Origin of the sequence: Vallitalea okinawensis, from assembly GCF_002964605.1 — a bacterium.
GTDB lineage: Bacteria > Bacillota > Clostridia > Lachnospirales > PQDH01 > Vallitalea_A > Vallitalea_A okinawensis.
This window is the reverse complement of record NZ_PQDH01000001.1, coordinates 61,767-86,930: the sequence shown is the minus strand read 5'-3', so window position 1 is coordinate 86,930 and position 25,164 is coordinate 61,767. Positions and strand designations below refer to the sequence as shown.

At 34.8% G+C, this 25,164-nt stretch carries 19 protein-coding genes and 1 other annotated feature; of the genes, 18 read left to right on the top strand and 1 reads right to left on the bottom strand.

Annotation, left to right across the window (positions count from 1 at the left end; translation table 11 throughout):
- Positions 1 to 39 precede the first annotated feature (39 nt).
- Complete coding sequence (locus C1Y58_RS00685) at positions 40 to 1,446, top strand: carbon starvation CstA family protein (RefSeq protein ID WP_105614065.1); 1,407 nt, start codon at positions 40 to 42, stop codon at positions 1,444 to 1,446.
- A gap of 160 nt (positions 1,447 to 1,606) precedes the next feature.
- The gene (locus C1Y58_RS00680; protein ID WP_157949881.1) at positions 1,607 to 3,133 is read left to right on the top strand and encodes an arylsulfatase; all 1,527 of its coding nucleotides are present in this window, start codon (positions 1,607 to 1,609) and stop codon (positions 3,131 to 3,133) included.
- Positions 3,134 to 3,191: 58 nt separating this feature from the next.
- Here C1Y58_RS00680 and C1Y58_RS00675 read toward each other — a convergent pair whose 3' ends face one another.
- The gene (locus C1Y58_RS00675; protein WP_105614063.1) at positions 3,192 to 4,148 is read right to left on the bottom strand and encodes a helix-turn-helix transcriptional regulator; all 957 of its coding nucleotides are present in this window, start codon (positions 4,146 to 4,148) and stop codon (positions 3,192 to 3,194) included.
- 192 nt (positions 4,149 to 4,340) lie between these two features.
- Between C1Y58_RS00675 and C1Y58_RS00670 the strand changes: the two genes are divergently transcribed.
- From C1Y58_RS00670 to cysE, 16 genes are all read left to right on the top strand, one after another.
- Positions 4,341 to 6,194, top strand: coding sequence for a heparinase II/III domain-containing protein (locus C1Y58_RS00670; RefSeq protein ID WP_157949880.1), 1,854 nt, complete (start codon positions 4,341 to 4,343; stop codon positions 6,192 to 6,194).
- A 243-nt stretch (positions 6,195 to 6,437) separates the two neighbouring features.
- On the top strand, positions 6,438 to 7,373 hold the full coding sequence (locus C1Y58_RS00665) for an AEC family transporter (protein ID WP_105614061.1): 936 nt from the start codon (positions 6,438 to 6,440) through the stop codon (positions 7,371 to 7,373).
- 272 nt (positions 7,374 to 7,645) lie between these two features.
- The gene (locus C1Y58_RS00660; RefSeq protein ID WP_157949879.1) at positions 7,646 to 8,551 is read left to right on the top strand and encodes a DUF2156 domain-containing protein; all 906 of its coding nucleotides are present in this window, start codon (positions 7,646 to 7,648) and stop codon (positions 8,549 to 8,551) included.
- Positions 8,551 to 9,708 carry a GNAT family N-acetyltransferase gene (locus C1Y58_RS00655; protein WP_105614059.1) on the top strand — a complete coding sequence of 386 codons (1,158 nt, stop codon included), beginning with the start codon at positions 8,551 to 8,553 and terminating at the stop codon, positions 9,706 to 9,708. The genes C1Y58_RS00660 and C1Y58_RS00655 overlap by 1 nt, the downstream gene beginning before the upstream one ends.
- 38 nt (positions 9,709 to 9,746) lie before the next feature.
- On the top strand, positions 9,747 to 10,574 hold the full coding sequence (locus tag C1Y58_RS00650) for an Mrp/NBP35 family ATP-binding protein (RefSeq protein ID WP_105614058.1): 828 nt from the start codon (positions 9,747 to 9,749) through the stop codon (positions 10,572 to 10,574).
- Between the two features lie 2 nt (positions 10,575 to 10,576).
- Positions 10,577 to 11,284: a M48 family metallopeptidase gene (locus C1Y58_RS00645; RefSeq protein WP_105614057.1), complete on the top strand. Its 708-nt coding sequence runs from the start codon at positions 10,577 to 10,579 to the stop codon at positions 11,282 to 11,284.
- 124 nt (positions 11,285 to 11,408) lie between these two features.
- Entirely contained in the window at positions 11,409 to 12,428 is a 1,020-nt protein-coding gene (locus C1Y58_RS00640) for a LacI family DNA-binding transcriptional regulator (protein WP_170311474.1), read from the top strand.
- A gap of 87 nt (positions 12,429 to 12,515) precedes the next feature.
- A complete protein-coding gene (locus C1Y58_RS00635; protein WP_105614055.1) occupies positions 12,516 to 13,985 on the top strand; it encodes a sulfatase in 1,470 nt (489 codons plus the stop codon).
- 543 nt (positions 13,986 to 14,528) lie between these two features.
- A complete protein-coding gene (gene bglX, locus C1Y58_RS00630) occupies positions 14,529 to 16,790 on the top strand; it encodes a beta-glucosidase BglX (protein WP_105614054.1) in 2,262 nt (753 codons plus the stop codon).
- A 40-nt stretch (positions 16,791 to 16,830) separates the two neighbouring features.
- Positions 16,831 to 17,760 (top strand): ABC transporter permease, encoded by a 930-nt coding sequence (locus tag C1Y58_RS00625; protein ID WP_207655686.1) that lies wholly within the window; start codon positions 16,831 to 16,833, stop codon positions 17,758 to 17,760.
- Positions 17,761 to 17,771: 11 nt separating this feature from the next.
- Positions 17,772 to 18,665 carry a carbohydrate ABC transporter permease gene (locus C1Y58_RS00620; protein ID WP_105614053.1) on the top strand — a complete coding sequence of 298 codons (894 nt, stop codon included), beginning with the start codon at positions 17,772 to 17,774 and terminating at the stop codon, positions 18,663 to 18,665.
- Positions 18,666 to 18,712: 47 nt separating this feature from the next.
- Positions 18,713 to 20,395, top strand: a complete 1,683-nt coding sequence (locus C1Y58_RS00615; RefSeq protein ID WP_105614052.1) for an extracellular solute-binding protein — start codon at positions 18,713 to 18,715, stop codon at positions 20,393 to 20,395.
- A 126-nt stretch (positions 20,396 to 20,521) separates the two neighbouring features.
- Positions 20,522 to 21,520, top strand: a complete 999-nt coding sequence (locus C1Y58_RS00610; protein WP_105614051.1) for a LacI family DNA-binding transcriptional regulator — start codon at positions 20,522 to 20,524, stop codon at positions 21,518 to 21,520.
- A 127-nt stretch (positions 21,521 to 21,647) separates the two neighbouring features.
- Complete coding sequence (locus tag C1Y58_RS00605) at positions 21,648 to 23,171, top strand: sulfatase family protein (protein ID WP_105614050.1); 1,524 nt, start codon at positions 21,648 to 21,650, stop codon at positions 23,169 to 23,171.
- 286 nt (positions 23,172 to 23,457) lie between these two features.
- On the top strand, positions 23,458 to 23,940 hold the full coding sequence (locus C1Y58_RS00600; RefSeq protein ID WP_105614049.1) for an HD domain-containing protein: 483 nt from the start codon (positions 23,458 to 23,460) through the stop codon (positions 23,938 to 23,940).
- A gap of 173 nt (positions 23,941 to 24,113) precedes the next feature.
- Positions 24,114 to 24,349 (top strand) — a binding site (T-box leader).
- Between the two features lie 166 nt (positions 24,350 to 24,515).
- The gene (gene cysE, locus C1Y58_RS00595; protein ID WP_105614902.1) at positions 24,516 to 25,163 is read left to right on the top strand and encodes a serine O-acetyltransferase; all 648 of its coding nucleotides are present in this window, start codon (positions 24,516 to 24,518) and stop codon (positions 25,161 to 25,163) included.
- The last annotated feature ends 1 nt before the right edge of the window (position 25,164 follow it).

Genomic DNA, 25,164 nt, shown 5'->3' with positions numbered 1-25,164 from the left:
TAGTATAATAAATCAATTAAGTCTGAGGGGGTAAACTTAATGATATCATTTATACTAGCAGTTATAGCTTTAGTATTGGGGTATGTTTTTTATGGTAAGTTTGTAGAGAAGGTATTTGGAATGGATCCAAATAGAAAGACACCTGCTATGGAAATGGAAGATGGTGTAGATTATGTTCCACTCGATGCAAAGAAAGCATTTTTAGTTCAGTTTCTTAATATTGCAGGTCTAGGTCCAATATTCGGTGCAGTTGCAGGTGCATTATGGGGGCCAGTAGCTTTCCTTTGGATTGTATTAGGTTGTATATTTGCTGGTGCTACACACGACTATTTTGCTGGTATGTTATCCATTAGACATCAAGGTGAAACAGTGGCAGAAATAGTTGGTCGTTACTTAGGTACAACAGCTCAAAATGTTATGCGTGTATTCTCAGTTGTTTTACTTATTTTAGTTGGTGTTGTATTTGTAAACGGTCCAGCAGGGTTATTAGCGAATATGACAGGGATTCCACAAATGGCATGGGTTGCTTTCATTATCGTATATTATTTATTAGCGACAGTATTACCTGTCGATAAGATCATCGGTAAAATCTATCCTATCTTTGGTGCAGCATTATTAATCATGGGTGTAGGGATTATCATTGGTATCTTTGCAAAAGGATATTCTATTCCAGAGATACAGTTAGCCAATCTTCATCCTGATGGAAAGGGTATTTTCCCATTCTTATTCATCACAATCGCATGCGGAGCTATTAGTGGTTTCCACGCTACTCAATCTCCAATTATGGCTCGTTGTGTACAAAATGAAAGACAAGGACGTATGATTTTCTATGGTGCAATGATTGCTGAAGGTATCATCGCTCTTATCTGGGCAGCAGCTGCAATGGCATTCTTCGGAAGCACAGAAGCATTACAAGAAGCAGGTAAAGCAGCAGTTGTTGTTAATACAATTTCTGTATCCTTATTAGGTACTGTCGGCGGGTTATTAGCTTTACTTGGTGTCGTTGCTTGTCCTATTACATCAGGTGATACAGCATTTAGAAGTGCTCGTCTAGCGATTGCTGATGCATTGAAATTCGATCAAGATAAGTATCGTAATCGTTTCATCATTGCTATTCCATTATTTGCAGTAGGTATTGCACTATGTTTCATTGATTTCAGTATTATTTGGCGTTACTTTGCATGGTCTAACCAAACACTAGCAACTATCATGTTATGGGCAGCGGCTAGCTACTTAGCTAAGAAAGGTAGTTTACATTGGATCTGTACAATACCAGCGACCTTTATGACAGCAGTTACGACAACATATATCATCATAGCTCCAGAAGGGTTTCAACTTTCTTCATCAATTGGTTACCCAGTAGGGTTAGTTGTTGCATTAGGTGCATTTGTACTATTCATGACGAAGGCAAAAACAAACAATCCATCAACCAATATTAAAGGTTAGTTAAGGATATATAAATAACCACTAATATTAGATATTATTCTAATATTAGTGGTTATTTTTCGTAGTATTCTATAAAAAATAAGTACTTTGGTTAATTGTTGATAAATATTCGTAGTATTATAATATAAACACAATTAAACAAAAGAAAGAGATGAAATCTATGAAGAAACCAAATATAATCTTTATTCTATCAGATGATTTAAGTTACAGGGATATTGGTTGTTATGGCCAAGAGATTATTAAAACACCGAATATTGATAAAATTGCTGATGATGGCATGAGGTTTACTCAATGTTATTCTGGTTCAACTGTTTGCGCACCTTCCAGATGCGCCTTAATGACAGGTAAGCATATGGGGCATGCTAGGGTTAGAGAGAATTTCATCAGGGCGAAGGGAGCAACTCGATACATAGATAGTTTAAAAGCAGAAGACACCACAGTAGCTGAAGTCCTTAAAAAAGCAGGGTATACCACAGGAATTGCGGGGAAATGGGCTCTCGGGGCAGCGAACTCAGAAGGAATGCCCTCGAAAAAGGGTTTTGATTATTCTTTTGGGTTTATCGACCAGACACAGGCCCATACATACTATCCTAATTTAGTTTTTGAAAACGATAGGCTTGTTAGAATTCCAGAAAATGAAGGGTATGATATGACCAAAGTTTATGAACTGATGACCAATCGATTTGATGAAGGAAAAGATAAGACCATCTACGATGAAAATGGAACATATAGCCCTGATGGGATAAAAGATCCGTCAAAGGCTAAGAATATGCATGATTTAATGAGTGAAGCAGCATACAAATTTATTGATAGGAATCATGAAAGTCCTTTCTTTTTGTACGTAGCATATACAGTACCCCATGGACCTATTGTTACGCCTTCACTTGAACCTTATACCAATGAGGATTTTCCTAGTACTAGGCATAAGGTATGGGCAGCTATGATCAGCAGAATGGATTCGGATATAGGTAAAATGATGGAACAGCTAGAACACTATGGTATTGCAGAGGATACCATCATTATCTTTGCTAGTGATAATGGTTATAGTGCTCATGCTTATTTTGGGCAAGAAAAAGGTGAAGAGGTAGAGTTCTTTAAGAACAGAGGTCCTTTTACAGGATACAAAGGTAATCTTTACGAAGGTGGTATTCGAGTACCTTTTATTATGTCTTGGCCAGGAGTAATCAAACCTGGAAGAACTTGCGACCAAACTTTCTCTTTTTATGATATTTTACCAACCTTTGCTGATATCACAGGTGTTCAAGCACCTGACAATATTGATGGTATATCCATCTTACCAACAATTACAGGGGAAAGTATCCAGGAACAACATGAGTATTTCTATTGGGAGTATGGTCATGAGCAGGCTGTTAGATACGGTAAATACAAAGCCCATAGGAATCATCCTAGTGAACCAATTGAACTCTATGATTTAGAAGTGGATCAGCTTGAACATAATGACATAGCTAAAGACCATCCAGACATAGTAGAAAAAATTACAGAGTTTATCAAAGAATCTCATGTTGATAGTGAGGTATGGTTAAATCCTGGTGAATCAGAAGAATATGTACTTGCGAAGACAGCTCATCTTGAACAGAACAGATTTAAGTGTATGGACCCTAACTACATAAAGTGGATCAGAAGCTTAGGCTATGATGAAAATTTTGATTTTTTTGGACTAAACTAACTTGAATAAGTCTTAACTGAGAGAACTCCCTGTCAGTGACAAGGAGTTCTCTCAATTATTATATGTTTCTGCTCTGCTTTCTAAATGTTAGGGGTGACATTCCTGTTTTTTCTTTGAAGAGTTTACTAAAATAATATTGATTACTATAGCCTATTTCTTCAGCAATTTCTCTACAAGAACGGTTGGTTTCAGAAAGTAGTAATCTAGCATTGTTCAATCTGATATTTTGTTGAAATTGGATGGGCGTTGTCTGGGTATATTTTTTGAATAAATGCTGGAAATGAGTTTTGGATATGGATGCTATTCTTGTTAAATCTTCTATTGAAAGTTGTTGCTGATAATTTGACTCAATGTAAAATATAGCCTCTTTTATAGGAGTAGGGATTATATCAATATTTTTACGATTCATACTGGATATGAAGTCAAACAGTTGAAGTACTGTACCAGCCATATTAAATGAGGTCGTGTATGCAGGGTTCGTTGATTGAAAAGTCTTAGGAAAATTCTGAATAGCTAAGAATATATTATCGAGTATGGTCAGGAGTTGCTGCTGATGACTCAATGGAAGGACAGAAAATGTTTCAAGGTCTAACTCTGCTGCATTAATATAATACAGTAATAATGCTGAAAAGGGAATAGTCAAGTATTTTCCCTCAATTGACTTATAATCAAATACAAAGACTATAATTTCATAAGCACCTTTGATATTTGGTGTATTACTTGGTTGCTCGCCAGGTGATAATAAGAGGAGAGTGCCTTCAGGGCATTGAACTAATTTTTTATCTATCCAAACAGCATTACCACTTTTACGATAATAGATCAGACGATAGCTATGAGTCGTAAGCATTTTTCTTTTTATAAAATGTAAGTATTCATTTTCTTCGAATTTCCTGTAGACAAGTCTCTCTATTTCAAAACGATAAATTACATTTTCATGCTGGATTTGCAATAGTTGATTCAGATCAATTTTGTAATTAGAAGACAAATAACTTTGAATCATATTTTTTTTTGTCATAATCAAGGACTCCTTAGTGTTATAGTAGCATTATATTAAAAAAAAGCACTACAGTCAATGATTAAACATTCGGTGAATTAAAGGTGATAGTATTACTAAACATCAGCAAGGTTTATAGCAAGATAAGCATGCTTTTTCTAAGTTAATGGGTTTATAATGGACATAAATTCCAAGCTTAAAAGGAGAGTTATTATGTTAGTGGAGAATATGCCAATAGATTTAAAGGTATTATCTAGGGAGCAGTTTATTCCATTTCCGAAGTGTGGCGATCGATCATTTTGGGGTGGATTGGATAGTCAGTTGCAAAAGGATATTGTGAGTCAAGGGGATGTCTTTAAAGAATTTAGTTATCCCATGTTACCAGCAGTACGTTATATGGATTTCGTTCGTAATGGTAATCGGACTCGTTATAAGGAGGATTATGACAAGCGTCGCTACGCTTTAGGTAGTTTGGTCATGGCTGAATGTGTAGCTGATAATGGAACTTATTTGGATGATATTATTAACGGTATTTATTGCATTTGTGAAGAAAGTAGCTGGGTAGTACCGGCACATAACAATCAATATGTAGATTTAGAAAGATACATGCTTCCGCATAACACAGAATATATGATAGATTTATTTGCAGCTGAGACAGGCGAATTGCTAGCTTCTGCCTATTATCTCCTTAAAGATAAGTTGGACCCAATATCACCTCTGATTTGCGAGAAAATCCAGTTGGAGATTAAAAAGCGTATTATTGAGCCATATCGTATACATTTGCATTATTGGTGGATGGGCTATGTTGGGCGAGAACCAAACAATTGGAATCCTTGGATTACCTCAAATGTACTATTAGCAACCATGATCATAGAAGATAATGATGACTATCGCATTCAAATTGTAAAGAAAGCACTTCATGTATTGGATAAATTTATAGCCATTTATGATGAGGATGGAGGTTGCGATGAAGGACCTGGTTACTGGACAAGAGCAGCGGCATCCTTATTCGATGCTTTGGAAGTACTATGCGCTGTAACAGAAGGACAACTGAACTATTATGATAATCCTCTTATTAAAGATATGGGGCGTTATGTGTATAAAATGCAGATTTGTAATGATGCATATCTCAATTTTGCCGATTGTGGGGCTAAAGTTGAGCAGCCTGCAGAGTTAATCTACCGATATGGTAAACGAATCGGATGTGAGGCATTGATGCATCATGGATTGGCTACATTTCATTATCATCAATGTAAGATAACAGATATACCATGGTTTTCTGCCTACCGACATATGAACTGCTATATGAACTACAATGAAATGAAAGCGCAAATTGCAGATTTCCCATATGTTCAGGAGTGTTTTATGAAATATATCCAAGTCATGACAACAAGAGAGGCAGCAGGAAAGATAGAAGGGTTATTCCTAGGAGCCAAAGGTGGTCATAATAACGAAAGCCATAATCATAATGACATTGGGCAATTCGTCGTTTACAAGGATGGAAAGCCAATGATCATTGATGTTGGGGTAGGTGTTTACTCTAAAAAAACTTTTTCACCTAGACGCTATGAGATTTGGAATATGCAATCAGGATATCATAATCTACCAGTTATTAATGGCGTAGACCAAAAAGATGGTGAAGCTTATTATGGCTCCGTATGCGATTATGAAGCAACTGAGAAGTCTATGTCTATTACTTACGAGTTAGCTAAAGCTTATCCAGATGAAGCATGTGTTAATACTTACCAACGACGTCTAGTATTAGACCGTAAGGAGAAAGTTGTTCGTTTAGAAGATAAGTATCATTTATCTCAGTTGAAAGAGCCTATGGCATGGCATCTAATGACACAAAAAGAACCTCTGATGACTAACAATGGATTAACAATTATTAATGATGGAACAGAGTTACATATAGACATGCCTGTTGACCATTTTGTGCTAGAAATTGAAAAAGTACCACTCGATGATAAGAATTTGAAAAGTGTTTGGGGTGAGCATATTTATCGCACTAAGTTCATCAAGAAAGATGAAAAACTTAGGAGTGACTTTTCCCTCTTAATGTACTAAGACTTTACAAGAAATTTATATTGGACTAATGATACCTTAATCAACAGATGTTAAGATGGGGTTGTATTAATGTTAGGTAGTCCAATCCCTCAATTAGGACATCTCCTTCCCTTGGAGAGTCCTTTTTTGAATAGGAGACAAGCATAGTTTACGGTATCAGCTACATTCATACTAGCATTGATTTAATTTAAAAAGTATGTTAACATGTGAATGTTTTAAAATAAATGATTAGAAGGTGTTTTCATGTCAGAAGTAATTGCTAAAATTTTACCCGTAATTTTATTAATTGGATTAGGTTATTTTTTAAGATGGAAACAAGTTATTAATTCTGTGGCTATAAGTGAAATGAAAAAAGCAGTAATCAATATATTCTTACCAGCTGTTTTGTTTGTAACCTTTGTAGATATGGAACTTCAGGACGAGTATCTATTGGTTTTTGTAGCAATATTTGTATTGCTCATTCTCTTGTTTTTGATTGGTATTCTTATCAATAAAATTCCTAAGGTCAGTCATCCTCTATTGCCCTTTGCTTTAACAGCTACGACCTTTGGACTATTAGGGCTATCATTATACGAAACAGTTTTTGGAAGTGAAAACTTAATTAAAATGAGTATTATCGGTGTGGGTCATGAATTATTTATCTGGTTTGTGTACATAACGTTGATGAAAATACGTCTTAATAATGAGAAGTTTAATTTAAAGGTTATTATGGATTTTATCAAGTCACCTTTAATTATCGCAGTGGTCTCAGGCTTAGCTCTCAATATGCTTGGACTATCCCATTATTTTCATGATAATGCCCTTTTGAGTGGCTTTTTCACTACTCTAAAATATCTAGCCAGTATTTCAACACCCTTAATTTTGATCATTGTAGGGTATGGGCTGGTTCTTAATCGAAAGTATATGGAGAAGAGCATCCAATTAATTATTCTTCGTTTAGTGGTTATGCTAAGTATAGGTTATCTCTTTAAGTGGCTAGTTTTAGATAACATCATCAATGATCAATTCTTTGACTACGCTTATTTTACCTTTTTAATATTACCACCACCAATGTCATTACCTATTTTCGCTGGTAAGTACAGTACCAAAGAAAACAGTGAGTTGCTTAATAATATGGTGGTGCTCAACACTATTATTTGCATCATCGCATTTGTAGCATTCACCTTGATTATCTTATAATTAACCAACTCTTTATACTAATAGTTTCCCAGTAATTATCACAATAGCATTAGTCTAGTGGTATTTAACCTAAAAGTAACAGAAAGTATAGAGGGGTTCAATGGAATAGCGAGCCTTTCTATACGACCATTTTTCTTCTTACAATTACCCATAAACCTTTCAAAAATTTCATATGATAAACTATATAAAGATAGTTGTTCTCCTTGTTATTAGGCTAAAATCTGTTATAATATTATTAAAGGATAATGACTATTATTAGAAAGGTAATGTTTATGGAATTTAAACCAGTTGATTTACAAGACGATCACCTGCTTCAACCTTTTTTTCATCTAACGACAGAAGGAATTTGTGAGTATAATACTAATATCATGTATCTATGGTATAACGTTTATAAAACCCACTTTTGTATTGAGGATGACATTCTATTTCTTAAGCAAGATTATAAAGGTCGTGAATATGCATTAATGCCTATATGTAAGCCTAATGACTATAAGAAGGCATTTGATCATATGCAAGATCATATCAACGCTTCAGGGTATCCATTGGAGATGTACTGTGTAGAACCTGAATTTGCTCAATTTGTTGAAGAACATTATGAGGAGCATTTTGAAGTCTATCCAGATCGAGATTCATTTGATTATATTTATGAAGGGGATGCTTTAAGGCTGCTAAAAGGTAAGAAATATCATAAAAAAAGAAATCATATCAATGCATTTAAAAAGGATTTTGATAAAAGATATTTATACAAGAGACTATCTGCAGAAGATAAAGAGGATTGTTGTGAATTATTAAAGAAATGGCGTACTCAGAAAACAGATTCACCTTATGATCAAATTCAAGGTGAGATTCTAGGCATAAAAAGGGTGTTTGAACATCTTGAAGAAAGCAACGTAAAAGTTGGGGGAATCTACATAGATGGGCAATTGGAGGCTTTTTCAATGGGAAGTTATCTCAATAGCAAAAAAGAAATGGCAGTTATTCATGTTGAAAAAGCTAATCCTGACATACGAGGATTGTATCCAATGATTAATCAAGAATTCTTGCTAGCAGAATTTCCTGATGTTCCCTTCGTTAATCGAGAAGAAGATTTGGGGATAGAGGGGATACGACAAGCCAAATTAACTTATCGGCCTATTCGATTTGCTGAAAAATATAATATAACTGAAAGGGTAGAATAATGGAAATACGTTATGCTAAAGAAGAAGATCGTAGGGCTATTCAAAGCTTATGGGAGTACTGTTTTAAGGATTCTGAAAGTTTTAACACTTACTATTTCAAGCAAGTTTTTGCTCCTGAAAATACCCTGTTATGTCTTGAGGATGATCAGCTGAAAACGGCTCTGCAGCTTAATCCACACGACTTGTTTATAGGTGATCATGTATATAAGTCCTCCTATGTGGTTGGTGTTTCATCACGACCAGAAGCTAGAGGAAAGGGGTATATGAAAGCTTTGATGCAAAAATCCTTAGAGGAAATGTATCATAAAGGTGAAATATTCTCAATCTTAATGCCAATAGATAGTCGAATTTATGAGCCTTATGGTTATGCCTATATAAGCGACCATTTAAAGTATAAGGTTAATCTATCCAGCATAAATAGAGTAAAATTATCAACTGAATTAGTTCCAATACAAGAACAACATTTATATGAGTTAACAAGATTTTATAACTTACAAATGCAGAATAAAGGTATCTGGGTTCATAGAAATGAAAAGCTATTCAATAGGATATTAGATGAAGTAGCGTCCGAGGGTGGTTACTGCTATGCTTGTGAACAGGGTGGAAGAATAACGGGCTTTCTTTTTTACTATCTAGCTGAAGATCAACTAGAGGTAAGGGAAATGCTTTATGACGATAAACGTACCCTAGAAACATTCATGAACTTATTCCTTATGCACCAAACACAAGTTAAAAGAATTAAGGTGAATGAAGCTTCTGATGGTCGATTGAAATATCTTCTCCCACAGGATGGTATCAACATCATGCATTTAGCGCCTTTTATGATGGGACGCATTATCAACTTTAAGAGATTTATAGAAGCATTAGACTTCTCTACAAATGAAGATGCAGAGATTCGAATAAGTGTCATAGATGAGCATATAAAAGAAAATAATAAGGTGTATGGAATCAAATACGGTCCAAATAGAGTAAAAGTTGAAGAAAATCAACAAAAACCCCATGTGACCTTATCTATTTCCTCCTTAACGGGATTATTGACTGGGTATTTGACTTATGATGAAGTTGTTTTTCTAGATGGGTTAACTTATAATAAGAAAGCAAAGCAATTTTTTAACATTTTATCTAACCAAACAAATTATATCAATGAGTTTGTTTAGTTATACATTTTACTGCAGAAAAGATAGGAGATGATGAAATGGGCGATTGTAATAGCTGTCCATCAAATAGCAAATGCAGTACAAGTAAAAAAGAGGAATGTGGTATCAAGAATAATCCTCTTAATCATGTAAAACATGTTATCGGTGTTATGAGTGGTAAAGGTGGTGTTGGTAAATCCACGGTATCTGTTATGTTAGCTAAAAGTCTTGTTAAGCAAGGTTATAAAGTTGGTATTATGGATGCAGATATAACTGGACCATCCGTACCGCGTTTATTAGGTATAGAAGATAAAAGAGCAACTGTTATGGAGCAGGGTATTGTACCTTATATCCTAAAAGATGGCTTAAAAGTTATTTCTCTTAATCTATTGATTGAAGAAGAAAACAAACCCGTTATATGGCGTGGACCAATGATTGGTAAAATGGTTCAGCAATTCTGGACAGATGTTATCTGGGAAGATTTAGATTATTTAGTTATTGATATGCCACCAGGAACTGGAGATGTAGCCTTAACTATTATGCAAATGATTCCTCTTGAAGGTATTGTGATGGTATCTGTTCCACAAGATATGATTTCTATGATTGTAGCCAAAGCCATCAATATGACCAAGGCTATGAATGTTGATGTTCTAGGTGTCATTGAAAACATGAGTTATATTCAATGCCCTGATTGTAGTAAGAAAATAAGACTGTTTGAAGGTGATGTTGACAAATTCCTTAAGGAACATGACTTACCTTTATTTGGTGAAATACCAATGCATAAAGATATCATAAAAATGCCACATACATTAGAGGAATTACCTGATGAGATTCGCGAAATCTTTGAAAACATAGGTACTAATGTGGTTAATGCAGTTGAAAAGTAGTGATGAATCAAGTTGTATTAAAAGGCAAAACTGTTGATTATGAGTTGATCTATCGTCAGCGTAAAACCATGGAAATTCGATTATTACCACCCAATCACATACGAGTTATTTCACCTAAAGGGGTGCCAAAAAGTGAAATAGAGAAAGTGTTAAGAAAAAAAGAAGCTTGGCTCTTAGGTAAACTTGATGAATTGGCGCAATTTGAACCTGTAACTAAGCAAATGAAATCAGGGGAAATGTTTTATTACCTAGGAAATCAAATACCCATGATGATCCATAAAGGTAATAAAGATCATGTAGTTTTTCATGATGATCGTATAGAGATGCATATTAAAAATGAAGCATCCAACCATATGAAACAAGTCTTAATCAATGCTTATTCAGATGCAACCATGCAATGGATTAAGTTTTTTGTGGATAAATACGTTGACCAAATGACAGTAAAACCCCAGAAGATTCGAATTAAGAATCAACGAAAAAGATGGGGAAGTTGTAGTTCTAAGAAGAATCTTAACTTCAATTGGCGCTTGAGCATGATGCCAATTGAAGTCATTGAATATATCGTTGTTCATGAAATGTGCCATCTAATTCATTTAAACCATTCAAAGGACTTTTGGCAATTAGTCGAGAAATTCTTACCTGATTATAAATTACGTCAAGAATGGGTGAAAAAGCACGGCTATACAATCATGAATATAATAGCCATATAGAAAAGACTTTAGAAGCTATTTAAGCAATGTTGATCATTGTTTAAATAGCTTTTTTGACAGGTGTAAATAGGCATGGTATCATGGGGATTAGAAAGTCGTACAGTAAGTATTAATGGAGGATTTTATGAAAAAACGAGTAACAAGTACAGACGTAGCCAAAGAAGCAGGTGTTTCTCGTGCTACAGTTTCTTATATATTGAATGACGTCAAAGGGATTAGTATTAAAGAAGAGACTAAGAAAAAGGTTTTAAAAGCAGCAAATAAGCTTGGATATCATCCGGATTCCATGGCCCAGGCATTAAAAACTAATAAATCCATGGCTATCGGTGTGGTCTCTAAAAGGAAAATAAGTGAACAGAGGTTTATCCATGTACTAAGTGGTATAAAAGATGAACTGAGTAAGCATAAGTACAGTATCACACTATGTTCAGAAGAGGTGGATGCTAGAGGGATGCCTGAGTATTATTCTTTTTACAAGAGTAAAAAAATTGATGGTATTATCTTTTTATCTTACCAAGAAGGAATTGATCGAGAAGAACTCAAAATAGTAACACAAATGATTCAGAAAGAGCAAATACCAACTGTTTTTGCAGATTACCACATGTATGATCCATCAATCAATTGTATTGACATTAATTATTATCATGGTGCTTATATAGCAACTCAGCATGTTATAGAAAAAGGATATAATAACTTAATTTTATTATTACCTCATGTGGTTTCAGAACAAGAGAAACAGCGTCTAAAAGGTGTTAAGAAAGCTGTGGATGATGCAAAAAATACCCTATTAGAAATCGTCAGAATTCATGCAGATGTATGTACAGAGTGTGAGAAAATCTTTGACAGCATAAAGCAAAGTAATCAACGTACTGCAATAATTGGTGCTTGGCACAAGTTTGCTTTTGAAACTTTATATGAGACCAATAAAAACAAAATACTTGTTCCAGAAGATGTAGCAGTCATTTCATTGGCTGGCTCTAGCTTTGCATCCTATTCTTATCCAAGACTTACAACTTGTGACTTGCCTTTATACGAATTAGGCAAAAAAAGTGCCATGACATTATTAGAAACATTGACGGAACCTTCAACTATGCCTGTGAACATGTCCTTACCTTGTAGTTTGACTGAGAGGGATTCTTGTTAGTTATAAAAGGAACTTGATGTTCCTTTCTTTGTGAACTATAATTTACACGAGTAAATTAATAAATCATAGGAAATTAGGAGGAAAGATATGAAAGCAATTATGGTAATGTTTGATTCACTGAACAAGCACTATTTACCTAACTATGGCTGTGATTGGACAAAACTGCCCAATTTCAAGAGATTAGGTGATAGAACAGTAACTTTCGACCAGTTTTATGTTGGTAGTATGCCTTGTATGCCTGCAAGGAGGGAGTTGCACGCTGGTCGCTACAACATGCTGCATCGAAGTTGGGGACCTTTGGAACCCTTTGATGACTCAATGCCAGAAATATTAAAGAACAATGGGGTTTATACACACCTTGTTTCTGACCATCAGCACTATTGGGAAGATGGAGGTTGTACATATCATTCCAGATATTCATCATGGGAAATATCACGTGGTCAAGAAGGGGATACTTGGAAAGGAATGGTTGGTGAACCTCACATACCAGAGCATGAATACACAAGTCATGAAAAGGGGAGACTTTGGCGTCAAGATTGGGTTAATCGACAATATCTAGTTTCTGAAGATAATCAGCCTCAAGCTAAAACCTTTAAAGCAGGTTTAGAATTTATTGAGAAGAATTATACCGAAGACCAATGGTTTCTTCAAATAGAAACATTCGATCCACATGAACCTTTTTTCACACAACAGCATTATAAAGATCTATATCCACATCAATATGATGGACGACATTTTGATTGGCCTCCATATGATAAAGTAACTCAACGCGATGAGATAGTAGGACATGCCCGTTATCAATATGCGGCTTTGCTTAGTATGTGTGACCATTATTTAGGTAAAGTTCTTGACATGATGGATAACTATAATATGTGGGAAGATACAATGCTTATTGTTAATACAGATCATGGCTTTTTCCTTGGGGAGAAGAATTGGTGGGCAAAGTCGATTATGCCATTATATAATGAAATAGCTAATACTCCTTTTTTTATATGGGATCCTAGGATAGGTGCGAAGCATAAACGGTGTAGTGTCTTAGCACAAACAATAGATATTGCACCTACGTTACTTGAATATTTTGGCGTAGAAATTCCAAAAGATATGCAAGGACAATCTCTTAAAAAGGCTATAGCACATGATGAGAGACTAAGGGATACTATTCTTTTTGGTTATTTCGGTAAGTTTCTTAATGTCACAGACGGTGAATATGTTTATATGAGAAACGCTGAATCTGATGTACCTATTTATCAGTACACCTTAATGCCAACCCATATGAGAAGTATGTTTAAACCTAGTGAATTTGAAGGAATGGAATTAAGTGCTCCTTTTAGTTTTACAAAAGGCTGTCAATTAATGAAGATCAAAACAGAACCTAGACATCTCAGCGGAAAGTATACCTTTAAAGAGAATAAGTTATTTAATGTAAAAGAAGATCCATGCCAAGAAAATGAACTTACAGATAGAGATATTGAAGAAAGAATGATGAAACTAATGATAAGACTAATGGATGAATCAGATGCACCAAAAGAACAATATAAGCGATATAACCTCATATAAATAATTGTGGAGTGCCTTAATAACTGAGAAATGGTTATTAAGGCATTTTTTTAGTGTAGGAAAGTATTGCGTTTTGCTTGCAAGGAACCATACTTTCCTGCACATACTTGAAACGTGACGCTGGTCACTATTCTTGTAGTGTAGGAAAGTACTGCGTTTTGCTTGCAAGGAACCATACTTTCCTGCACATACTTGAAACGTGACGCTGGTCACTATTCTTGTAGTGTAGGAAAGTATTGCGTTTTGCTTGAAAGGAACCATACATTCCTATCACCTGTTTAAATGTGGCTTTAGCTACTTGAATTGCTGAAAAAAAAAGAGGGGTCGAAACTTATGTCGAAATTATTTCGATTAAAGTTATAGAATCGCATATATAACTAGCATAATTGCATGCAAATTAATAAATAATACTCCCAAAAGTGTTCAAAATCACAAAAAGTGCTTGATTGACTTATAGAAATATGATATTCTATAAACGAAACAAAGTGAAACGATCGAAACAACTCTCGAAATTACATCGAAATAAATAGTTGGAGGCATAAAATGCGTGATATGAATCAATTCAGTCGTAAAAAAGTTTATGAAGAAAAACAGAAGTATCCAAATGTGATTAAAACACGGAGTAATGAAGAAATTGAAGAAATGATTGATGATTTACTTCAGAAGATGACTTTGAGAGAAAAAATTGGTCAAATGTATCAGATGGTACGAGGTGCGAATCCTTTCGGTTCTAAATTAGTTGAAAGAAGTTTTGAAGAAAGTGTTAAAAATGGTGATACAGGTATTACATTAGGAATAAAAGGTTGGGAAAATACTTTTAAGTATCAAAAAATGGCTGTTGAAGAATCAAGACTAGGTATTCCTTTATTATTCAACGCAGACATCATACATGGTTGTGATACTATCTATCCTGTTCCATTAGGGTTTGCATGCTCTTTTGATATGGAAGCAGTTGAAAAAGCAGCAAGAATGGCAGCTATAGAAGCAACAGCAGCAGGTGTTCATTGGAATAATTCACCAATGATTGATGTATCAAGGGATCCAAGATGGGGTAGGTGTACTGAAGGGGTAGGAGAAGATCCTTATCTGGGGCAAGAGCTAGCAAAAGCACAGATTAAAGGGTATCAATCCAATGAAAATGGGAAAAGGCATTATATGATGGCATGTGCAAAGCATTTTGTTGCATACGGTGCATCTGATGGAGGACGGGATTATAATACCGTAAGTATCTCAGAAAGAGATTTACGTGAGACTTATTTACCACCATTTAAAGCGGCTGTAGATGAAGGTGTTGATTCCATTATGCCAGCCTTTACTACATATAGTAATACACCAGCAACAGCCAACCAATATTTATTGAAAAATATCTTAAGAGATGAATATGACTTTGATGGGATTGTATTAACAGATTATACGGCTGTCACAGAACTCATAGCTCACGGCGCAGCGAAAGATGAAGAAGAAGCAGCAAGACTTTCAATTGATTCAACTGTGGATGTAGAAATGGTATCGGATTGTTTTCTAAATTCTATTGAGTCATTAGTAGTAAAAGGACAGTTGTCTGTAGATCAGATCGAAACATCTGTACGTAGAGTTTTAAGAGCTAAAATCAAATTGGGTCTTTTCGATAATCCTTATTTCTATATTGATCCAGATCTTGAAGATAAGCTTAAATTGAATCCTCAGCATAGGGAAATAGCTCATGAATTAGCTCAGAAATCAATGGTTTTACTAAAAAATGATCCCTATAAGGGGAAAAAGATCTTACCTCTTGATAAAAACATAAAATCAATTGCTCTAATAGGACCATTAGTAGAAGAGAAAAAAATTGAAGGTGCTTGGGCTTTTGTAAAAGATAGAGATTCAATTGTTACTCTTGAAGAAGGGATAAAAAATAAGCTTAGCAAAGAATGTAAGATATATAAGTCCAAAGGTTGTAGCGCTGATGGTTCAGATTTAGAAACAGCTGAAGAAAGTATTAGAGACGCTGTTAATGAAGCGAAGAAAGCTGATATTATACTCCTTGCTTTAGGCGAAGTAAAGGAAATGAGTGGAGAAGCAAAAAGCTATTCAAGAATAGGTCTACCAGGAGCACAGAGAAGATTGGCTGAAGAAATAATGAAATTAGGCAAACCAACTGCCTTAGTTGTATTTAACGGACGCCCAGTCATATTAGATTGGTATGATCAAAATATTCCAGCTATCCTTGAAGCATGGTTTCCTGGTACAGAAGGGGGAAATGCAGTAGCTTCAGTACTTTTTGGAGAATATAATCCTTCAGGAAAACTCTCTATGTCATTCCCTTATTGTGAAGGACAAATACCTGTATTCTATAGAAGGTTAAAAACTGGGCGACCACATGAAGATAAACCAGAAGATCGTTTTAGGTCCAAATATGAAGATGTTTCAAATCACCCGTTATACTGTTTTGGTCATGGATTAAGTTATACAGAGTTTCAATACTCAGAGATAGTTTTAAGTCATCAAGAACTTATAAAAGATGGCAGTATTACAGCATCTATAGAGGTGACTAATAGAGGTGATGTAAAAGGTACAGAAACTGTACAATTATACATAAGAGACCTTCACTCATATGGTCTTTCAAGACCTGTAAAGGAATTAAAAAGTTATCAGCAGATTACTTTAAATCCAAAAGAAAAAGCAAAGGTTGAGTTTGTAATCAATGAAGAGATGGTTAAATTCTATGATAGAAATATGAAATATACAACAGAGAAAGGTGTGTTTGAACTTTACATCGGTACTTCAAGTGATAACAACCAAAAAGCAAGATTTGAGTACGTATAGGTTGAATGATGTATGAATTCACAGAAAGGTGGTTTAGACCTTGCAAAGTAGAGGGGAATCAAAAAAAGGTAAAGCATTGAAATATATTTCTAGGAATTATGATTTGTACTTATTAATACTCCCTGCAATCTTATATATTGTTATATTTCACTATTGGCCTATGTATGGGGTACAATTAGCATTTAAAGATTATATTGCTAAACTAGGCATTGTGGGAAGTCCATGGGTGGGGTTGAAGCATTTTGAAAGATTTTTTAATAGTTATTATTTTAGAAGGCTTTTATTGAATACTTTAGGGATAAGTATTTATCAATTAATTGTTGGCTTCCCAATACCTATCCTATTAGCTCTGGCTTTAAATGAAATTAAGAATTCAAAATTCAAGAAAACTGTTCAAACCATCACCTATGCACCTCATTTTTTATCAACAGTTGTTTTAGTAGGTATGGTAGTGAGCTTTCTATCTCCGCAAAACGGGATTGTCAATGAGTTTATTAAAATGTCCGGAGGTGAGCCCGTTTACTTTATGACAAAGCCAGAGTATTTTAAATCTATCTATGTCTTTTCAGGGGTATGGCAGCAAATGGGTTGGAACTCTGTCATTTATGTTGCGGCTTTATCAAGTATTAACTATGAACTTCACGAAGCTGCAATAGTCGATGGGGCTAGCAGGCTTAGACGAATATGGCACATTAATATACCTGGTATTATGCCGACTATCGTTATTCTTTTAATTTTAAATGTAGGTCGGATCATGGGGGTTGGGTTTGAGAAGGTTTTCTTAATGCAGAATGATTTGAATATGGAAGCTTCAGATGTTATTTCGACTTATGTTTATAGAAGTGGTATTTTAGGGGCTCAATATAGTTTTGCATCAGCTGTTGGTCTTTTCAACTCTTTAATTAACTTTATGATTTTGATCACTGTTAACAGAATATCAAAACATGTTAGTGAAACGAGTCTATGGTAGGGGGTATCGATATGATTAATAATAAAAGAAAATCTAGAGAGGATATAGTTATTGATACCTTTGTATATGCTTTGTTAGCAATAGTCACCGTTGTAGTAGCCTATCCTCTTATATATGTAATAAGTGCTTCATTTAGCAACCCAGCAGAAGTCATCAATGGAAATGTTATTCTGTTTCCAAAGGATATCACAATTGAAGGGTATATACGAGTATTTAAAGATGATGGGATTCTCACTGGATATAGAAATACAATACTTTACACTGTAATAGGTACATTTGCGAATATCATCATAACCATTATCACAGCTTATCCTTTATCAAGGAAAGATTTTGTTGGTAGAAACGTATTGATGCTTATATTTACATTTACTATGTTCTTTAGTGGTGGATTAATCCCTACTTATTTAGTTATTAAAACACTGGGGTTAATAGATAATTTCTGGGTAATGATCCTCCCTGGATTAATAAGTGTTTATAATGTCATCATTGCGAGAACTTTTTTTCAGAGTAGTATTCCTATTGAACTTCAAGAAGCAGCTATGATTGATGGATGTTCTAATTTTAAAATCCTTAACCTTATTGTCATACCATTAGCTAAACCAATCATTGCAGTTTTGGTTCTCTATTACGGGGTAGCCCACTGGAATGCATTTTTTACAGCTTTGATTTATTTATCTGACAAAGAAAAGTTTCCTTTACAACTTATTTTGCGTGAAATATTGTTGCAAAATCAGATGACAGATATGTTAGATTTGAGCAGTAGCTCAGTAGCTGAGCAACAGATGTGGGGAGAGGGTATCAAATATGCGATTATTATTATTTCAAGCCTTCCTGTTATTATAATTTATCCCCTTATTCAGAGATACTTTGTCAAAGGGGTTATGATAGGAGCTTTAAAAGGTTAAATATAAATTTTATATTTATATAAATCAAAATAAGGGAGTGTTGTAAGATGAAAAGAGTAAGCAGAGGATTAAGAAGCATTGTAGCATTCATGTTATCTATATCGCTAATCTCAACAATGTTAGTCGGATGTGGTGCAGGGGATAACAGTGATGCAAATACTAAATCTCAAGAAAATGTATCAAAGGATGTGGAAGAAGAAACTAAAGTAGAATCAGATGTACCAGACTATATGAACGCTACAGGTTATCCAATCGTCAATGAACCTATAACCATTAAAGTAGTATCAACGCAAACACCTGTGCAAGCTCACTTCGATGACACAGTTTCTATACCTGAGCTTGAGAAAATTACTGGCATTCATGTAGATTGGGAACTTGTACCTTGGAGTGCAGCGAATGAAAAGAAAAACTTAATGTTAGCAAGTGGAGATTATCCAGATGTTTTCTTGCGTATGTTTATTAATTCATTAGATGTCATTACATATGGATCACAACAAAGTACTTTTATACAGCTTGATGATTTAATTGAACAATACGCTCCTAATTTCAATGCCATTGCAAAGCAATATCCAATAGTTAAAAATGGTTTGAAAGCACCAGATGGTGGGATTTATGCGTTACCAAGGATAATCGATCCAAGTTTCACTTCAATGCTTTCAGGTGATCGATTATACATGAGACAAGATTGGTTGGAGGATTTAGGTCTTGAAGAGCCAACAAATGCAAATGAGCTATACACGGTATTAAAGGCTTTTAAAGAGCAAGATCCTAATGGCAATGGTCAGGCGGATGAAATACCTTTTTATGGTATGAATTTAGGTAATTTAATGAACAATTTATATGGTTCATGGGGATTAATGAATCGAGGTAAAAAACATACAATGGTAGATATGAACGAAGAGACAGGAGAACTTCGTTTTATAGCTGCAGATGAAAATTACAGAGATATGCTTAACTATTTAAATAAGTTGTATTCTGAAGATTTAATTGCAGAAGAGTTATTTACTTCTAAATGGAAAGATGTCGTAGCGAATGTTCACAATGGTGCCGTTGGTAGTTATGGAGGATTTGCGCCAATAGCCATTGGTACAGATATAAATTATCAAGGGATGAATGCTCTTGAGGGGCCATTTGGGGATCAGTCATATAGTTCAATAAATCCTCCTTTATCACCTACTTTTATGGTAGCTATAACAGATAAGAACGAGTATCCAGAGGCTACAATGAGATGGCTTGATTTTATGTACAGTGAAGAAGGTATTAGACTGTTTGATTTGGGGATAGAAGGTGAAACCTATGAGGTAAACGAGGGTAAATATGAATACATGGATATTATCAATAAAAATCCTAATGGATTATCTGTAGCAGAAGCCCGAAATCAATTATTACCTTCTGTATCCGGTTGGGTATCCGTAACGAAGCAAGAGTACTTTAAAGGTTCAGAGGCATCACCAGAAGCTTTAGCAGCTGCTGAAAAAACGACTCCATATCATATAGAAGAAGTTTGGCCAGAGTTTATCTATACCACAGATGAAACAGATCAACTACGTGCATTGAAATCAGATATTGATAGTTATGTAGCAGAAATAAGGGCTAAAGTAATTATTGGCGATTATGTTTTTGATGATGAAGGTTGGGATAAGTATACGAAGACATTATTTGATATGGGCTTGGATGAGTATATGACCATCTATAAGGCTGCATATGAAAGATATGAGAATAATAAATAACTATAAAAGTTGATATACATTTTGTTTCACCATCCTGTTATTGATAAGAAAATCTTATTATGATAATATAGTTTTAGTGAAACATGAGTGAAATGATACGAATAATTTCGATAGGTGGTGAAACAAATGGCTACAATAAAGGATGTTGCTAAGAAAGCTGGAGTAGCTCTATCTACTGCATCATATGCCCTTAACAATAAAGGAAAAGTAAGTGTTGAGACTAAGAACAAAGTTTTGGTGGCTGCAGAAGAACTAGGATATGTTCATAATGGTACGGCTAGAAATATACAGGTCACATCAACCAATACGATAGGTGTTTTTATCTGGAATGTGCATGGTCCTATTTTTGGAGATATGGTTAAAGGGATGCATGATTTTATTGTTAAGGAAAAGGGGTATGATTTTATTACAGGTAGTATCGTTGGGGGCACTAATAGTACCGCATGTAAGTATATGAGTGAAAAGAAAGTAGATGCGGCAATAGTTTTGTGTTCTAATATCGATGATGCATTTCTTCAATCAGTTGCATCAGAAAAATTACCTATTGTTGTTTTGGATAGAGAGATTGAACATCCCTATATACATTCTGTAATACTTGATAACGAAAATGGTGCCTATATGGCGGTAGAGCATATGATTCGGCTGGGAATAAAAAATATTGCATGCATTAGTGGGGGCGCCGATTCACTGGATTCCAGCATGAGGTTACAGGGTTATAAAAGGGCTCTAGAGAAAAATGGTTTGTCTTATAATGATGAGATGGTTATCTCAGGTTGGTGTAAACAAGATGGTGGCTATTATGCTATGAAGCATTTGCTAGAAGATTTTAATGATATTGAGGGTGTGTTCTGCGTAACAGATGAAATGGCTATTGGTGCAATGAAAGCTATTCAAGAAAGTGGGCTGTCTATACCAAAAGATATTGCTATTGTGGGTTTTGATGACATGATCTTAGCTAAATATGTTCAACCTTCATTAACAACGGTGAGAAACCCAACATATAAATGGGGCGTGGCAGCAGCACAGACACTGTTCAACATCATCGAAAAGCAAGATGTAGCTCCAAAAACAATTATTCCCACTCAACTGATTATAAGAAACAGTTGTGGCATTATCAATATTTAATAGTAAAAGGATTCTTTCAATTTTGATAGGCATCATTTTATAAAATCGTTTATCAAAGTTGAAAGAATGCATGTTGAGATATGTATTACATAAAAGTATGTTGATGAAAAAGATAAGGATGATTGCGATGAGAATATTATATCTAGATCTAGATACTCTACGTCCGGACCATTTAGGATGTTATGGGTATCACAGGAATACATCCCCGAATTTAGATAAGATATGCGAGGATGGCGTTCGATTTGATAATTATTACTGTTCTGACGCACCTTGTTTGCCGTCAAGAACTGCATTAATGACAGGAAAATTCGGTATACATACAGGAGTAGTTGGACATGGTGGTACAGCGGCAGATATGAGATTGGAAGGAAAAAGTAGAGGGTTTAAAGATGCTATAGCTTTTGGAAGTTTACCAGCTTATTTAAGATATTATGGATTCAAGACTATTTCCATAAGCCCATTTGCAGAAAGACATGCATCTTGGAACTTTTATGCTGGTTTTGATGAAATCCATAATACGGGTAAGTGTGGAGATGAATTAGCAGAGGAAGTTACCCCTACTGTTCTCAAATGGTTAGAATCAGAAGGGCAAAATGATAGTTGGTTTTTGCAAGTAAACTATTGGGATGCACATACACCCTATCGTGTACCTAAAGATTATGATAATCCTTTTGTAGATAGCCCTATACCTGAATGGATTACAAAGGAGGTACTTGAAGAGCATAAAAAGCTTATTGGACCCCACAGTGTATACGAAGTAAACATGTATAACGATCATGAGTCAGATCAATTTCCTAGACAACCTGGAAAGATTATGAACATGGAGCAAATGAAAAAGATGTTTGACGGATATGATACCGGTATTCGTTACATGGATGAACATGTAGGTAAGATAATTGAATATTTAAAAGAAAATGAATTGTATGAAGATACTGCAATTATTATTAGTGCTGATCATGGTGAAAACATGGGCGAATTAGGTATTTACGGTGAGCATGCTACAGCAGACCACACGACCTGTAGAATTCCTATGATCATTAAATGGCCAGGTTGCAAAAAGGGACATATCGATGAAGGACTTCACTATAATCTAGATTTAGCACCAACCCTTGCAGATCTAATCAAAGGTAATAATATAAATTCAGATAGAAATTTTGCATTTCATATAGCACCTAGAATCGAGAAGCTGAAAGAAGACGTTCCAAAGCAATGGGATGGGCAAAGCTATGCTGGAGCCCTTTATGGCGAAGATAGCTCAAGATCAGAATTAATTATTAGTCAATGTGCCCATGTTTGTCAAAGAGGTGTTAGATTTGATGATTGGATGTATATCCGAACTTATCATGATGGCTATCATCTCTTTCCTAAAGAAATGCTTTTTAATATTAAAAAAGATCCGTATGAACAAAATAATGTGGCTGATCAATATAGAGATGTATGTAAAGAAGCTGTTTATCGATTGAATAATTGGCATGATGAAATGATGGATACGATGATATATGATATTGATCCTTTATGGACGGTAATGAAAGAAGGAGGTCCTTTTCATGCTAATGGTAACCTACCAAAGTATTGTAAACGTTTAGTAGAAACAGGAAGAGAATTCGCAGTTCCCCAACTGAAAGTAAAACATCCAAAGGAATTTATTTAAAGAATAATGTACAAGCAGAAACACTCTAGATCATTTGAGACATATCTAGAGTGTTTCCAATTTGTAACATTTTAAAATTTAACTTAATCTTAAGACTTTATTAATACTTAGCTGATACAATAAATAAGGACATAAAAAATTTTATACCATTATTTTGATATTCAAAATAAATTGTATTTAAGTTATAATACTAAGTATGCAATTCTAATTGAGTGATATAAAATAAGAATATTTATTGATATATAGGGTGGGTAAATAAAAGAGTCTCTGAAGAGAAGGTGAAGGAATGCTTAAAAGGAATAAAATAGAATTCAATAGATTAATTAGCGAAATGCTTGAAAATGATCATTACATGGCTTTAAAAGAGTTTTCGCATCATGATGAAGAGGATATTGTATCCCATAATATACAAGTTGCAAGACTGTCCTACCGTATTGCTAAGTTAACTGGTGCAGACGTTGTATCAGCTACACGAGGGGCTATGTTACATGACTTTTTCCACTATGATTGGAAAGAGTATAAACAGGGGATTTTAGACTTTAGACATACAAGAAATCATCCCATTATTTCATATGAGAATGCAGTAGAGCATTTTGAGGTCAATGAAATTGAAGCTGACATTATTTTGAAACATATGTTTCCTTTAACTCTAGTACCACCAAAGTATGTGGAATCCTATATAGTGACTTTTTCAGATAAAGTTGTTGCAACTAAAAACTTTTTAACAGTATTCAGATTAAAGAAGCTTATACCTAAGTTAATTGGGTAAAAGCTTATATTTTTGTTATAATATTGTCACTTTATTCTTGTCATGTAATAAACTATTAGTAAACCCAATTATTCACAATGATTCAGGGTAAAGGATTTTGCAGTCCAATATCTGTATTTATCCTTGACATACTGCTCAATATGTATTAACATAAACACAAGTTGAAGTATATGAAAATGGTAATGATAGGAAGAGTAGTTTAATGGAACGAATCAGAGAGGAACTGTCACCGGCTGAAAGCAGTTCTATCGAGAAATTAAATGAATTGCATCCTTGAACTGATTAAGCGAACGAGTATATTAATAAGTAGTTTAATCCGGCAGCCCACCGTTAAAAGGGTATTGAGTGAGCATAATAAGTATGTTTTTATGCTAATGAGAGTGGAACCGCGAGTAACTTCGTCTCTTTTTTATAGAGACGAAGTTTTTTAATGCAAGTAAAGTTAAGTGCTATTAAACTTTTACTTGCCGTGCAGGAAAGCTAATAAAACACCTCAAGGAAGGCATCAATAACGGCCTAGAAAAAGATATTCTTATAAAACGTTTAAAGTGGATATAAATCGGGGTGATTACATGATTAATATTATGAAATATATTAAGGAAGAGATTCAAGTTATTAAAGAACGGGATCCAGCTATTAAGAAAAGTTCTGAAGTTTTTCTATATCCAAGTTTCTGGGCAGTCATAAACCATCGTGTTGCTCACTGGATGTATAAAAAAGGGTGGTACTTTTGGGCAAGACATATCTCTCAGAGATCTCGTAAAAAAACTGGTATTGAAATCCATCCTGGAGCAACCATTGGTAAAGGATTATTCATTGACCATGGAATGGGTGTTGTTATTGGTGAAACCTGTGAAATTGGTGATAATGTAACCATTTATCAAGGTGTTACTTTGGGTGGTACAGGGAAGGAACACGGCAAGCGTCATCCTACTATTGGTGATGATGTTATGATTAGTACCGGAGCTAAAGTACTAGGATCCTTCAAAGTAGGAGATAATTCAAGAATAGGGGCAGGTTCAGTTGTGCTTGGCGAGGTACCCCCTAACTCAACAGTTGTCGGTATCCCTGGTAAAGTTGTTAAACGAGGCGAGAAAAAGGTTAAGCCTAAAGATACATTGGATCAAGTGCACTTACCTGATCCAGTTAAAATGGAAATGTGTCGTCTCTTATTACGCATAGAAATTTTAGAAGACAGACTAAAAAGAGTCGAGAAAAAGTAAG

Coding starts and splice junctions, on each gene's coding strand:
- bglX (WP_105614054.1), top strand. CDS start 14,529: ATGCGTGATATGAATCAATTCAGTCGTAAAAAAGTTTATGAAGAAAAA.
- C1Y58_RS00665 (WP_105614061.1), top strand. CDS start 6,438: ATGTCAGAAGTAATTGCTAAAATTTTACCCGTAATTTTATTAATTGGA.
- C1Y58_RS00650 (WP_105614058.1), top strand. CDS start 9,747: ATGGGCGATTGTAATAGCTGTCCATCAAATAGCAAATGCAGTACAAGT.
- C1Y58_RS00610 (WP_105614051.1), top strand. CDS start 20,522: ATGGCTACAATAAAGGATGTTGCTAAGAAAGCTGGAGTAGCTCTATCT.
- C1Y58_RS00685 (WP_105614065.1), top strand. CDS start 40: ATGATATCATTTATACTAGCAGTTATAGCTTTAGTATTGGGGTATGTT.
- C1Y58_RS00670 (WP_157949880.1), top strand. CDS start 4,341: ATGTTAGTGGAGAATATGCCAATAGATTTAAAGGTATTATCTAGGGAG.
- C1Y58_RS00655 (WP_105614059.1), top strand. CDS start 8,551: ATGGAAATACGTTATGCTAAAGAAGAAGATCGTAGGGCTATTCAAAGC.
- C1Y58_RS00605 (WP_105614050.1), top strand. CDS start 21,648: ATGAGAATATTATATCTAGATCTAGATACTCTACGTCCGGACCATTTA.
- C1Y58_RS00620 (WP_105614053.1), top strand. CDS start 17,772: ATGATTAATAATAAAAGAAAATCTAGAGAGGATATAGTTATTGATACC.
- C1Y58_RS00640 (WP_170311474.1), top strand. CDS start 11,409: ATGAAAAAACGAGTAACAAGTACAGACGTAGCCAAAGAAGCAGGTGTT.
- C1Y58_RS00635 (WP_105614055.1), top strand. CDS start 12,516: ATGAAAGCAATTATGGTAATGTTTGATTCACTGAACAAGCACTATTTA.
- C1Y58_RS00600 (WP_105614049.1), top strand. CDS start 23,458: ATGCTTAAAAGGAATAAAATAGAATTCAATAGATTAATTAGCGAAATG.
- C1Y58_RS00645 (WP_105614057.1), top strand. CDS start 10,577: ATGAATCAAGTTGTATTAAAAGGCAAAACTGTTGATTATGAGTTGATC.
- C1Y58_RS00675 (WP_105614063.1), bottom strand. CDS start 4,148: ATGACAAAAAAAAATATGATTCAAAGTTATTTGTCTTCTAATTACAAA.
- C1Y58_RS00660 (WP_157949879.1), top strand. CDS start 7,646: ATGGAATTTAAACCAGTTGATTTACAAGACGATCACCTGCTTCAACCT.
- C1Y58_RS00615 (WP_105614052.1), top strand. CDS start 18,713: ATGAAAAGAGTAAGCAGAGGATTAAGAAGCATTGTAGCATTCATGTTA.
- C1Y58_RS00680 (WP_157949881.1), top strand. CDS start 1,607: ATGAAGAAACCAAATATAATCTTTATTCTATCAGATGATTTAAGTTAC.